Origin of the sequence: Flavobacterium panici (genome assembly GCF_024499525.1) — a bacterium.
GTDB lineage: Bacteria > Bacteroidota > Bacteroidia > Flavobacteriales > Flavobacteriaceae > Flavobacterium > Flavobacterium panici.
Genome location: NZ_CP100437.1, coordinates 5,678,441 through 5,692,829, shown reverse-complemented (window position 1 = coordinate 5,692,829; position 14,389 = coordinate 5,678,441). Strand labels below are relative to the sequence as shown.

Genomic DNA, 14,389 nt, shown 5'->3' with positions numbered 1-14,389 from the left:
GCTTAAATATAATTTTCATTCAAAATCGAATAAAGTGCTGATTTTAAAATAATAAAAAAATCATTTAACTGCGATTTTTAATTAAATGGATATCAAAATAAATGATTTGGTTTTCGATTGATAATAAAATTTTTTAGATAAATTTTTAAATTCTTACAAGATAAATATTTGAAAATGATAAGAATTTAATAATACTTTTTCTAAAAAATGTGCTCGAAAACACTTTTTTTATGTGTACGAACACATTTTTTCGATTTTGCCATTGTTTATTAAAAAATATTATTTAGTTTAGCCATAGTTAAGTCAAAAAACAGCTTTTTTTCATCCATTTTTTTAAGCTTAAAAATCAATTTTAAAATTCAAAAAAGGACTTCCTGAAAAATAAATAAGCAGCTGATTTTTAAAAGAAAAAAATAAAATAAGAATATCAATTAAGAAAAATAACCAAACGAAAACAAAAACAAAAAACAGACAAAAATTATGAATTCAAAAAAAACATAACCGACCCATTTCGCTTTGTGTTTGAAAAAGCCTTAACCAATTTTTACTCACGCAAAGTTTGCTTTTCACATTAACCATTAAACTAACCAGAATAATATGAAAAAAAGTAACAAGTTACTATACAGTAACTATCAGGAAATAAAATTTAATTTAAAGACATTACTCACGGTCTTATTTCTGATAGTTTCTGTTTTTAAAGTAAGCGCGGTTTCTTCTACAGAAAATGATAAGAAATCAGAAATTATAAACAAAGAGTCAGAAGCAGATATAACAATTAAAGGAACTGTCTTAGATGAATTAGGACAGCCAATGATTGGTGTTACCATTTTGCCGAAAGGATCATCAAGAGGAACAACAACTGATTTTGACGGAAGTTATACAATCGTAGTTCCTGCTGCTACAGAAGCCCTTTTGTTTTCTTATGTAGGATATGAAACAAAAGAAGTTGCAATTGCTGGGCAAACCACAATTAAAGTCTCATTAGTACCATCGTCAAAAAGTTTAAATGAGGTTATTATTGTAGGTTACGGAACTCAAAAGAAGAAAAATGTATTAGGAGCAATGTCTTCTGTAAAAGGAGAAACGCTTACTTTATCTTCAGCGCCATCAGTTTTAACAGCACTTCAGGGAAAAGTGGCGGGTTTGCAAATCGTACAAAACAGTGCTCAGCCAGGTGGTGGATTTAATATTCAGATTCGTGGTGCGGGTTCTATTAATGCAAGCAACGATCCTTTAGTTGTTATTGATGGATTTCCGGTTACAAATTTACAACAGCCGGGAACAGGAAACCGTTATGATGGTGGTACGCAGAGTATCTTAAACTCATTTAACCCAAATGATATCGAATCTATAGAGGTTTTAAAAGATGCCAGTGCTTCTGCAATTTATGGTGCAAGAGCTGCAAATGGTGTCATTATGATTACGACCAAAAAAGGAAAAGAAGGAGATGTAAGAGTTGATTATTCTGGTTCTTATTCGTATCAAAAATACAATGATAGTTATGAGGTGCTGGATTTGCAGGAATGGATGCAGCTAAGAAATGACGCTGCCAGAGAAAACTGGGAATTTATTAATAAAGTATATCCATATTCTCCAAAAACATTAGAAGAAGCAAATGCTGCTCCTGTTAACGGAATTCCGTTTAAAAGATTCTACTCTGACGAGCAGATCAGAAATGCCGGAAAAGGAACAGACTGGCTTGGACTAGTGACGAGAGACGGAATGGTTCAGCAAAATAATCTTTCTATACGAGGCGGGACAAAATCGACTAAATATTTTTTATCAGGAAACTTATTCAATCAGGAAGGGATTGTTAAAAATTCAGGATTAAAAAGAAGTACGGTTCATTTTAGTATTGATCAAAAATTAACTGATTATGTCACTTTTGGAATGAACATGACTAAAAGCCGAATCAAAAATCAAAACTCACAATTAGGCGGTGATCAATTTGAAAATTCAGGAATTATAAGATCTGCTATACAGCAAAGTCCAAATATTGAAGCAATTGATGAATTTGGTAATTATCCAATTAACCCGGATAATGCTTTAGAACCAAATCCATACTCATTGTTAACAATTACAGACGAAGGAGTAATAGACAGAACACTGACCAATTTTTATGCAGAAATAAAACCATTAAAAGGTCTTACTGCAAGAGTTCAGGCAGGTTTTGATCAGGGCGAGACAAGCAGAGGTAATTATTTGCCAAGAACGACACTGTATGGACAATTAGAAAATGGTAAAGCAACTTTCAATACACAAAAAAAGAATGATGATTTACTAGATGTTATATTAACCTATAATACAAAAATTGGAGATGACAACTCTTTTACTTTTATGGCAGGTTATTCTCAGTCAACCTACAGAAATGAAAGAGCATCATTAGGAAACAGTAATTTTATCACAGATGCTTTTTTATGGCATAATATGAATGCGGGAGCAGGAACAAAATTAACTACATCATCAAAAAATGAAGACAGTTACCGTTCCTATTTTTCAAGAGTAAACTACTCTTATAAAGACAAATATCTGTTAACTTCTACCATCCGTCGTGACGGAGTAAGTTTCTTTGCAGCAAATAAAAAATATGCTTTGTTTCCATCAATTTCGGTGGGTTGGGATGTGTCGCAAGAACCATTCATGAAAGGTATTACAGATTATGTGTCACAACTTAAACTGCGATTTGGTTATGGTTCTGTAGGTAATTCTGCCGGACTTTCTAAAGGGGCATTTTATGCACAGCCAGCTTATTTAAATTCAGATGAATCAATTTGGACTGGAGTATTTGCCAGCAGATTAGAAAATCCTGATTTGAAATGGGAAACAACGACAGAAAAGAATTTTGGTGTTGATTTTGAATTATTAAACAGAAGAATATCAGGTTCGGTAGAGGTATATGAAAGAGTTGTTTCTGATTTATTAATGGAAAAACCTATTAATAGTTATCATGAAATCAATACTGTTTGGGCAAATATAGGCAGTACACAAACTAAAGGTGTTGAGGTTACTTTAACTTCAAAAAATATCGATACTCAGGATTTTAAATGGAATACAACTTTTACATATTCACAATATAAAACGAATTGGAAAGAAAGAGCTCCAGACTGGAAACCTTCAGTATATATGAGTTACAACGATCCGGTACGTGCACAATATAGCCAGATTGCAGATGGTATTATGCAGATTGGAGAAGTAGTTCCTGCACAGCCAGATTTATATCCGGGGCAAATTAAAATAAAAGATCTTAACGGTTTTGTTAGAGATGCATCTGGAAATCCGGTTACAGATGAAAAAGGAGTGTTTTTAAGAACCGGAGCACCAGACGGAAAAATTGACGAAGCCGATACTGTTTTACTGGGCTCTGCAGATCCTGATTTTTCTGCAGGTTTAAGTAATACAATTATCTGGAAAAACTTCCAATTGAATTTTGTTTTTAATGGAATGTTTGGACGAAAAATTGTAGATCAAACCGATTTTACTTATGGCGTAACTGCAGTAGGAGTAGCGCAAAACGGAAGAAATGCATTAAGAAGTGTTTACGACAGATGGACACCGGATAATCCAACAAACACACGTCCGGGTTCACACTTTGGATATACACAATACGGTTCAGGTGATTTCTTTATGCAGGATGCTTCGTTTGTTCGTTTACAAAGCGTATCGCTTAGTTACAATTTTCCACAAAGATGGTTTGGTAAATACATACAGGGAGCAGCCATTAGACTTGATGGGCAAAACCTTTTTACCATTACAAAATATGATGGTATAGATCCTGAAACAGATGGTTATGCAGCAGCATATCCAAATGTAAAAACATACACAGTAGGAATTGATCTTAAGTTTTAATCAAAAAGACATGAAAAATTTAAAAAATTATACAATAGTTTTACTATTACTAGTTTTCTCAGGATGTAATGAAGATATTGAGTCTATCAATTACGATGAGATTAATCCGAGTATATTTCCTAAATCGGAAGCTGATGTTCAGGCAATAGTAGCTTCTGCGTACTATCCGTTAAGAGGTTCTTACGGAAACGGTATTCATTCTACTTCAGAAAACGGATTAATGTTTATACTTGATGCCACAACAGAAATTCTTCAGGGACCTTACGGCGTACAGCAGGAAGCATCATTACACAGCTACAAAGCCAGTTCTACATCTTTTACAAGATTTTATGACGTGTTCTACAACAAAATAAGCAGTATGACTTTGAGCATTGACAGAATACAGAATGCCAATGTAAACGAGCTGGTTAAGAAAAATGCTATTGCCGAAATTAAATGTGCAAGAGGATTATTAGCCTATGAACTTTTTGATCTATATGGACCGCTTGTTGTTGCGCCTCTTGAGATTCTTAAAAGTCCTTTGAACGAAGTGCCTTTGGCCAGACTTTCAAATGCAGAAATGGTAAGCTTTATTGAAAAAGACCTTAAAGAAGCCGCAGCAGATTTAAAAGCTCCGGGCGACACACCATACGGAAGATTCAGTAACGGAATGGCAAGAATGGTTCTGATAAGATTATATCTGCATGAAAAAAGATGGGCAGATGTTGAAGAACAAGCGAATGCAATCATGGCAATGAACTACTACGGATTAGACGCAGATTATGTTGGATTATGGGATGTTAAACCTCCTGTTAACAGCAAAGAAGTAATTTGGGCAGTTCCGGCAGATTATGCAGGAACAAGTGAAAACCAATGGCAGTTAATGGTATTGCCGGCTAATTATCCTGAACGCGGTGGTTATGGAACTATTCAAAGTTCATGGAAATTTTATGATTCTTTTGAAGCAACAGATATTCGTAAAACGGCACTTATTGCCGAGTTTACAGGAACAGATGGTGTAACGTACAACAGGGCAAATCCTGCAAACTATATGCAGTTAGGGCCAATTCCGTTAAAAATTCATCCCGATGCCGCCAGAACAACAGCTTTAACAACAGTAGATATTGTGGTATATCGTTATGCAGATGTAATATTATCAAAAGCAGAAGCATTGGTAAACAAAACCGGAACGCCAACACAAGAAGCAATTGACTTGGTAAACATCGTGAGAAAAAGAGCTAAAATCAGTGAAATTCAATTAGCTAATTACAACACGCTTGCTAAATTCAATGATATGATTCTTTTAGAAAGATCACACGAATACTGGTGCGAAAACGGACAATATCGTTCAGACTTAATCAGACACGGAAAATATACAGAACATGCTCTTGACTTAAATGGCGCAGCAAGTCAAAGTGCTCCATACAAAGCGTTGTTCCCATTTTCTTTAGACAGAATAAGTGAAGGGAAAGGTAAATTTATTCAGAATCCTGGATATAATTAATTAGAAGACGGCAATCACAATTGGTGAAGGAATAAAATAAATCAGATAATTTAATTATACAAAAAATGAAAAATTTACTAATGTTAATCTGCCTTTTTCTGAATGTCGCGTCAAGCTGTCAAAGCGATGGAGGTGACAAAAATGAAGGAGGCGAACAAGTAAACGGAGTTGAAAAAGTAACTTACACCGCTTCAAACGAAGTGTTCACAAATCCTGAGCGTGGATTTATGCATACATGGCAGGTAAATTCTGAAGGAGCAGTAATGACCGCAGCCTCTTTAAATAATCTGAAAAAAGAAAACGTAAGCCTTATTTTGCGTTTGTATTATTTGGAAAAGTTTAAAACTTCGGCTTTAAGCCAGACACAATTAGATCTTATCAAAACCGATTTTACACGTTTGAGAGAATCAGGTTTAAAATGTGTTTTACGTTTTGCGTATACAGATGCACAAGATGGTACAGATGCTTCTGTAGCTGTTATCTCTGGACATTTAGATCAGTTGAAACCAATTCTGGAAGAAAACAAAGACGTCATTGCTTTTGTTCAGGCAGGATTTGTTGGAGCTTGGGGAGAATGGTATTATACTACAAACCAGCTTACAACGCCGGCAAACAAAAAACTGATTATAGACAAACTTTTAGCCTCTTTTCCAAAAGAAGTAAAAATTCAGTTAAGAACTCCAAAAATCAAACAAGACTATGTTGCAACTACAATTGCAATGGACGCGAACGTTGGTTACGGAACTTCAAATACAGCTCGTTTAGGGTTTCATAATGACTGTTTTATGGCAAGCGTAGACGATTATGGAACATACATAGATATCACTTCCGAAAAAACATACATAAGCAACGAAGCACTTTATGTACCAACAGGAGGAGAAACTTGTCCGCCAACAGATGTTCCGCTGGCAAGCTGTACTACGGCCGAAAAAGAAATGACAATGTTAAAATGGACGTATTTAAACCTTGATTATTACGGTCCGGTTCTGCAGGAATGGAGAAACAACAACTGTTTTACAGATTTTGAAAGAAAACTGGGTTACAGGCTTTCATTAGCATCGTCAAGTCTTAAAAAAGAAGCAGTTTTAAATGGAACTTTAGAGTTTCAAGCATTGTTGAATAATGGTGGTTTTGCTCCGGTTTACAATCCTAAAAATGCTTATTTAATATTAAGAGCGACTTCTGGCGGAACAGTTTACAAGAAAAAATTAAACTTCGATGTTAGAAAAGTAGTGCCAAGAGTAACGTACGATTTAAAAGAATCGGTGAGCTTATCCGGAATTCCGGCAGGAACTTATGAATTGTTATTAAAAATAGAAGACAGTTCAACAAAACTAGTTGACAGACCAGATTATTGTATTCGTTTTGCCAATACAGGAGTTTGGGAAGCCGCAACTGGATTCAATAAATTATCACAAACGGTTATCATTAAATAGTTATCAAAACATTTAAATTAAAAACCATGAAAAAAATAAAACTAACCAAATACATAACATTGCTTGTTGCTATGTTATTGCTAACGGCTTGTTCGAGCGATAGTGCATCATCAGACGATTCGGCAACAAAACCAACCGCAGACTTTTCATTTACAAATGATGGAAGTACGTTTACCTTTACCAATCTTTCTACAAACGGTACAAATTACAGATGGGATTTTGGAGATTTATATTATACATCTGGAGAAAAAGATCCGGTTTACACTTATAAAATTGGAGGCGAAATCAGAGTTTCTTTGACCGTAACCAACGATAAAGGAGAAGAAGCTTTTATCACTAAAACCATAACTGCCCCAAGAATTATCATCATCGACATTAAAATCGACGGAAAATTTACAGATTGGGATGATGTTGCCGTAACAGATCAAAATACATCAGGAAACGGTTCAATCCAGAAAATTAAAATCTGGGCTGGAGGTCCAAATGTAAATGTGTATTTAGAAGGAAACAAAAAAATGCTAATGGAATTGGTTGACATGTACATCAATACCGATGGAAATACGCAAACAGGGTTTTTACACAGCAATTGGGCACAAGGTTCAGGAGCCGAATTTTTATTTGAAGGTCCGGTAGTAACTAACGGCTGGGGACAATTCTACAACCACACCGATCCAAACGGAGGCTGGGGCTGGGCTGGAATTGCAGGATCTGGAGCAAATTTAAAAGCGTCATCAATTGTGAGTTTAAACGACACCACAAATGCGATAGAATTCAGTATTCCGAAAACACAGTTAGGAACATTAACAGGTTCAATAGGTATTGCCATTACCGAAATGAATGGAGGATGGGGATTAGTTGCCAATTTCCCGGAAGCGCCTAAGTTCTCTACATTACAATTGTAGTTTGTCATCGATAGCCGGTCAAAATGTGCCATTTGGCGAAGAGTTTTTTGGAGATTAATTTTTTAAGCCAAATGGCATAAGCTATCGAGTTTAGATAATTAAAATAATCCCAGTTGATTAAATATAAAACTGGGATTATTTTTAAAAAAGAAATAGAAAATAATATGACTAAAACAATTGCCAATAACCGATTAATGTCTGTAGACGTACTGCGAGGATTTGATCTTTTGATGATTATAGTAGCAGACCGATTTTTCTATAATTTGAATACAGCGGCAAATACCAGTTTAACAAAAACGCTGGCCGACCAGTTCGAACATCCGGAATGGATTGGTTTTCATTTGTATGATGTCATAATGCCCTTATTCTTATTTGTTGTAGGCGTTGTAATTCCGTTTTCTTTAGGAAACAGAAGCAAAGAAACGTATTCAGATTTTAAATTATACAGACACATTTTAAAACGATTTCTAGTACTGTTTATATTAGGCTGGATCGTGCAGGGAAATCTTCTGGAACTGAATATTTCAAAGTTTCACATCTTTAGTAATACACTTCAGGCTATTGCAGTTGGATATTTATTTTCGTGTATTGCATATTTAAATTTGTCAAGAAAAGGAAGATACATCTTCTTTGTAGTTTGTCTTGTTTTGTATGCTGTATTATTATCAATTCCAAGTTACTTTGGTCACACTTTCGAATTATTACCAGAAAAAAATCTTCCCATATTTATCGATCAGCAGGCTTTTGGATCGTTTTACGATCAAACACAGTATTCCTGGCTTTTAACAGGTTTAGGATTTACAGCCACAACATTATCAGGATTGTTTGCAGGAGAATTGCTTTTATCATCTCTTTCAAGAAAAAAAATAGCACAATATCTTTTCCTAATCGGAGTAGCCGCAATTATTCTTTCATTAATAATTGGCATCTGGCATCCTATTATTAAAAAAATATGGACAAGTTCATTTGTAATTTTTTCATCAGGAATCAGCTTTGTTTTATTAGCTTTATTCTATTGGCTTGTCGACGTTCAGGGTTATACAAAATGGGCTTATCCATTTCGGGTAATCGGTTTAAATGCGATTGCAGCTTATGTTGGCTCGCATGTTTTTAATTTCTCCTTAATCGCCAAGCAGATTTTCTTTGGTTTTGAACAATTTACAGGAGCTTATTATGATGCATTTTGCGATTTAGCCGGATTCGGAATTCTTTATTTCATACTTTGGTACATGCACAAAAACAAAACCTATATAAAAGTGTAATAAAACAAATTGTTACAAATAAAAACGTTCAAACAAAAATATCACTAAAATAAAAAAAATGAAAAGTTTAAGATTTTTACTAATAGCACTTTTGCTATTCAAAGTCTGCGACACATCGGCGCAGCTTATTAAAACAAAAGCACCAAAAAGAGACAAAGGACAAACAGATGTTTTGCGTTTAGCAACTCCTGCAATTCCGCACGTTCGTGTAGCAGTTATTGGTCTGGGAATGCGCGGTACTGGCGCCGTAGGACGTATTCCGCATGTTCCCGGAGTAGAAATTGTAGCCTTATGCGATATGCTCGAAGAAAGAACAAAAGCAGCAAACGATACTTTAGCTAAACTTGGAGCCCCAAAAGCACAGGAATTTTTTGGAGAAGATGCCTGGAAAAAAGTAACAAAATTAGACAACGTTGATTTAGTTTATATTGTAACCGACTGGAAACACCATGCTAATATTGCAGTGCAAGCCATGAAAGATGGAAAGCATGTAGCTGTAGAAGTTCCCGGAGCTTTAACCATGAACGAAATCTGGGATATAATTGATACTTCAGAAAAAACACGTAAACACTGCATGATGCTGGAAAACTGTGTGTATGATTTCTTCGAATTAACAACATTAAACATGGCACAACAAGGCGTATTCGGAGAAATTCTTCATGCGGAAGGTTCTTATATTCACGGATTACAGCCATATTGGGGAAATTACTGGAACAACTGGAGAATGGATTATAACCGTAAACACAGAGGAGATATTTACCCAACTCACGGAATGGGCCCGGCTTGTTTAGCCCTAAATATTCATAGAGGAGATAAAATGAATTTTCTGGTTTCAATGGATACAAAAGCAGTTGGAAATCCTGCCTTCATTAAAGAAAAAACAGGCGAAGTCGTAACTGACTTTAGAAACGGAGATCACACGATGACAATGATTCGTACCGAAATGGGAAAAACAATCCAGATTCAGCATGATGTTACAAGCCCAAGACCTTACAGCAGAATGTATCAATTATCTGGAACAAAAGGTTTTGCTAATAAATATCCGGTAGAAGGTTATGCAATCGATGCCAAAGAAGTTGGAGCAGAAATTTCTAAAAACTATCAAAATCTTAATGCAGAAGAATATGTTTCGGAAGATGTGAAAAAGATTTTAATGGAAAAATATAAAAACCCAATCGTAAAAGATATCGAAGAACTGGCTAAAAAAGTCGGCGGCCACGGCGGAATGGATTTTATAATGGATTACAGAATGTTTTATTGTCTGCAAAAAGGACTTCCGCTTGATATGGATGTTTACGATTTAGCCGAATGGTCTTGCTTAAGCCCTTTAACAGAAATCTCTTTAGACCATAATTCAGCTCCGGTAGAAATCCCTGATTTTACCCGAGGAAGCTGGAAAAAATTAAATACAGTTGAATTTTCGAAATAAACTACAATACTTTTTAGTAAGCATTTAGTTTTTATTGTTAATATTTGTTAGTTATCTAAAATGCCTGTAAATCCACAATTTGCAGGCATTTTTTGTATAAAGGATTCAAAATCTTATCATTAGTTTAAAAATATTTTTTAATCATTTGATTAAATCTCTTGTTTAATTAAAAATCATTTATATCTTTGCCAAACATTTACAAAATTATGGCCCCAAAAAGCAAAGACGCAAGTACCGAAGAAAAGATAAAAGAAGCAGCAAGAATAGTATTTACACAAAAAGGATATTCTGCCACGCGTACTCGTGATATTGCCGAAGAAGCAGGAATTAATCTGGCGCTTTTAAATTATTATTTCAGAAGTAAAGAAAAACTTTTTGAATTGGTAATGTCTGAGAAAGTAGCAAAATTATTTGGTGTAATTGCACCTATAGTGAATGGTGATACAACTTCAATAGAAGAAAAAGTAACCTTGATAGCCGATAATTATATTACGATGTTACTTCAAAATCCAGGTTTGCCATTATTTGTTTTAAGCGAAATAAGAAATAATCCCGAACATTTTGGGAACAAAGTACAAGCCGGAAAATTATTGACCGAATCCATTTTTGTAAAACAATTGAAAGAAAGAAAACCGGATATTAATCCGCTGCATTTTATAATCAATTTATTATCAATGTGTATTTTTCCTTTTATAGCAAAACCGGTTTTAGAATCAGCCGGAGTTATGACACCAAGTCAAATGAATGATTTTGCAGAAGAAAGAAAAACATTGATTGTACAATGGTTTAAAGCTATGATGAACTCCTAGCTATTTTTTTGGACTAAATTTAATCAAATGATTAAAACGAAATATTAAAAATTAAAAAGTTGAATATGAAAAGGTTATTAGTAGTTATATTGGTTTTTATACCCATATTTCATTTTTATGCACAGCAAAACGACAAGTTATTACGACTGCAGGATTGTTACACATTAGCAGAAGAAAATTATCCGTTATCTAAAAAACGAGATTTAATTGCCAAAAGCAGTGAATTTACAATTGATAATATTGCCAAAGGATATTATCCCAAATTCGACATCTTTGGTCAGGCAACGTATCAGTCAGATGTTACAAAACTGCCAGTTAGTCTTCCTGGCGTTGAGGTTCCCATTTTGAATAAAGATCAGTATCGCGCTTACGCAGAAGTAAATCAGCTGCTTTATGACGGAGGAAATTTAAAACAGCAGAAAGAAGTTGTAGAAAAACAAACAAAAGTTTCAGAACAGCAGCTTCAGGTTGATTTATATGCAGTAAAACAAAAAGTTACCGAACTTTATTTTGGAATATTGGTTTTTGATGAACAGCTGCATCAAAATGATTTACTAAAAAACGATATCAATATCGGAATCAAAACCGTTCAGGCACAATTGAATAATGGAACCGCATACCGAAGCAGTTTAGATTTGCTTAAAGCAGAATATCTAAAAGCCGACCAAACTGCAATTGGAATTCGCAATTATAAAAAAGCCTATTTAGATATGCTGGGGCTTTTCATCAATTCAGAATTATCTCCAGACACAAAATTAGAAACACCTGAAAATATTGTAAATTCAATTGAAATTAATCGCCCTGAATTACAGCTTTTTAAATACAGAAATGAAAGTCTGGAATTAGGTAAAAAAGCAGTTGATATTGCTAATCTACCCAAGTTCAATTTCTTCGTGCAGGGCGGTTACGGAAATCCGGGACTCAATATGCTCGAAGTGGGCTGGAAATCCTATTACATTGGTGGAGTACGACTTAACTGGTCTTTAACGGGACTTTATACAGATAAAAAGCAAAAACAAATTATCGACATTAATAAGCAGCAGCTAGAAGTCGACAAAGAAGTTTTTCTTTTCAATACCAATCAATCCATAAAACAGCAAAGTGCAGAAATAACAAAACTCGAAGAATATCTGGTTTCTGACAATGAAATTATAACACTGAGAAACAATGTCAAAAAAGCCGCATTGGCACAATTAGACAATGGCGTAATTGATTCCAGCGATTATCTGCGAGAAGTAAACGAAGAAAACGCAGCCACGCAAAACAAAATTATTCATGAAACAGATTTGCTTTTGGCAAAATACAGACAAAAATTAATAACCGGTAATTAAGCATAAGATGAAAAAAATAGCATTTATACTAATAGCAGCAACAGCAATATCATGTTCTGATAATAAGAACGAATTTGATGCAACAGGAACTTTTGAAGCCGTAGAAACCATTATTCCGGCAGAAGCGGGCGGTATAATCAAAGAATTAAAAGTTGAAGAAGGGAATATTTTAAAAGAAAACCAAGTCGTAGGTTACATTGACACCATACAGCTTTCACTGAAACGCGACCAGCTTTTGGCACAAATTAAAGCAACGCAGAGTAAAAAACCAGATATCAATTCGCAATTAGATGTTTACAGAGAAGAACTAAAACAAGCCAAATTAGACCAGCAGCGCATGCAGAATCTCGTAAAAGCCGATGCCGCAACGAGAAAACAACTCGATGATGCCACGACAAAAGTTTCGGTTATTCAAAAACAAATTACCGCTTTACAAACGCAGCTTAATATCAGCACAACCGGAATTGACGATGAAACCCAAACCTTAAAAGTTCAGATAAGTCAAATTCAGGATCAGCTGGCTAAATCGAAAATTGTCAATAAAACGAACGGAACAGTTTTGACAAAATATGCTGAAGTAGGAGAGATGGCAACTATTGGTAAACCGCTTTATAAAATAGCAGATTTATCAACAATAAATTTAAGAGTTTATATTACCGGAGATCAATTGCCGGGCGTAAAATTAAACGACAATGTAAAAGTTTTTGTAGATGATACAAACAAAACCTACAAAGAATACAGCGGTGTTGTAGAATGGATTAGTGATAAAGCGGAGTTTACACCAAAAACAATTCAAACAAAAGACGAACGTGCTAATTTGGTTTACGCAGTTAAAGTGAGAGTTAAAAATGATGGTTATTTGAAAATTGGAATGTATGGTGAAATCAAACTCAAACTTTCAAAATAATGGAATCCGTTGTTGTAAAAAATATTACCAAAACCTACGGAAAGGAAAAAAAGGTCGCCGTAAATGATGTTTCATTTTCGGTAAACAAAGGCGAACTTTTTGGATTAATCGGCCCGGACGGCGCAGGAAAAACCAGTATTTTCAGAATACTGACCACGGTTTTACTGGCAGATAGCGGTTCGGCTTCAATTGACGGGTTGGATGTCGTAAAAGAGTTTAAATCCATTAGAAATACCATTGGCTATATGCCGGGAAAATTTTCCTTGTATCAGGATTTAACCGTTGAAGAAAACCTGAATTTTTTCGCCACGTTATTCGGAACTACCATTGAAGAAAATTACAATTTGATCAAAGATATTTATGTTCAGATTGAACCTTTTAAAACCCGAAGAGCAGGAAAATTATCAGGCGGAATGAAACAAAAACTGGCTTTATGCTGTGCCTTAATCCATAAACCAAATGTTTTATTTCTGGACGAACCTACAACCGGAGTTGATCCTGTTTCCAGAAAGGAATTTTGGGAAATGCTCCAAAAACTGAAAAAACAGAATATTACGATTATTGTTTCGACACCATATATGGATGAAGCCAATCTTTGTGACCGTATTGCATTGATTCAGGACGGAAAAATTCTTTCAATCGACAGTCCGAAAAATATAATCCAGAATTATACAGATGCGCTTTTTGCCGTAAAAGCAGATAATATGTATTCGCTTTTAAAAGCTTTGGCAATATACCCAAATCGGTTAATGAGTTATGCTTTTGGAGAATTTGCTCATTTTTCTTTCAAAGAAAATCCGGACAAAGCAGATTTGTTAGAGTTTTTGGAAACAAAAGGAATTAAAAATATAGAGATAAAAGAAGCTGCCGTAACGATTGAAGACAGTTTTATTAAGCTCTTAAGTTAATATGGTTTTTTAAACACATAGGAACATAAACATAGAGTGTTCATTTAACTCATTTTTTTAAACATAGCCAGTGGTT

At 34.7% G+C, this 14,389-nt stretch carries 10 protein-coding genes; all 10 read left to right on the top strand.

From position 1 onward, the window contains the following. Window positions 1-597 precede the first annotated feature (597 nt). The 10 genes from NLJ00_RS23765 to NLJ00_RS23720 all read left to right on the top strand — a co-directional run bounded on the left by NLJ00_RS23765 (window position 598) and on the right by NLJ00_RS23720 (window position 14,313). The gene (locus NLJ00_RS23765; RefSeq protein WP_053474213.1) at window positions 598-3,846 is read left to right on the top strand and encodes a SusC/RagA family TonB-linked outer membrane protein; all 3,249 of its coding nucleotides are present in this window, start codon (window positions 598-600) and stop codon (window positions 3,844-3,846) included. A 10-nt stretch (window positions 3,847-3,856) separates the two neighbouring features. Beyond that, window positions 3,857-5,329, top strand: coding sequence for a RagB/SusD family nutrient uptake outer membrane protein (locus NLJ00_RS23760; protein WP_256635656.1), 1,473 nt, complete (start codon window positions 3,857-3,859; stop codon window positions 5,327-5,329). A 65-nt stretch (window positions 5,330-5,394) separates the two neighbouring features. Then, complete coding sequence (locus NLJ00_RS23755) at window positions 5,395-6,765, top strand: DUF4832 domain-containing protein (protein ID WP_256635655.1); 1,371 nt, start codon at window positions 5,395-5,397, stop codon at window positions 6,763-6,765. Window positions 6,766-6,791: 26 nt separating this feature from the next. After that, window positions 6,792-7,667 carry a PKD domain-containing protein gene (locus tag NLJ00_RS23750; RefSeq protein WP_256635654.1) on the top strand — a complete coding sequence of 292 codons (876 nt, stop codon included), beginning with the start codon at window positions 6,792-6,794 and terminating at the stop codon, window positions 7,665-7,667. A 113-nt stretch (window positions 7,668-7,780) separates the two neighbouring features. Then, on the top strand, window positions 7,781-8,929 hold the full coding sequence (locus NLJ00_RS23745; RefSeq protein ID WP_256635653.1) for an acyltransferase family protein: 1,149 nt from the start codon (window positions 7,781-7,783) through the stop codon (window positions 8,927-8,929). Window positions 8,930-8,987: 58 nt separating this feature from the next. Beyond that, window positions 8,988-10,358, top strand: a complete 1,371-nt coding sequence (locus NLJ00_RS23740; protein WP_256635652.1) for a Gfo/Idh/MocA family protein — start codon at window positions 8,988-8,990, stop codon at window positions 10,356-10,358. A gap of 206 nt (window positions 10,359-10,564) precedes the next feature. Continuing rightward, window positions 10,565-11,167 carry a TetR/AcrR family transcriptional regulator gene (locus NLJ00_RS23735; RefSeq protein WP_256635651.1) on the top strand — a complete coding sequence of 201 codons (603 nt, stop codon included), beginning with the start codon at window positions 10,565-10,567 and terminating at the stop codon, window positions 11,165-11,167. Window positions 11,168-11,232: 65 nt separating this feature from the next. Beyond that, complete coding sequence (locus NLJ00_RS23730) at window positions 11,233-12,498, top strand: TolC family protein (protein WP_256635650.1); 1,266 nt, start codon at window positions 11,233-11,235, stop codon at window positions 12,496-12,498. 7 nt (window positions 12,499-12,505) lie between these two features. Continuing rightward, window positions 12,506-13,405: an HlyD family secretion protein gene (locus NLJ00_RS23725; protein ID WP_256635649.1), complete on the top strand. Its 900-nt coding sequence runs from the start codon at window positions 12,506-12,508 to the stop codon at window positions 13,403-13,405. Then, a complete protein-coding gene (locus NLJ00_RS23720; RefSeq protein ID WP_256635648.1) occupies window positions 13,405-14,313 on the top strand; it encodes an ABC transporter ATP-binding protein in 909 nt (302 codons plus the stop codon). Before NLJ00_RS23725 ends, NLJ00_RS23720 begins: the two co-directional genes overlap by 1 nt. Window positions 14,314-14,389 lie beyond the last annotated feature (76 nt).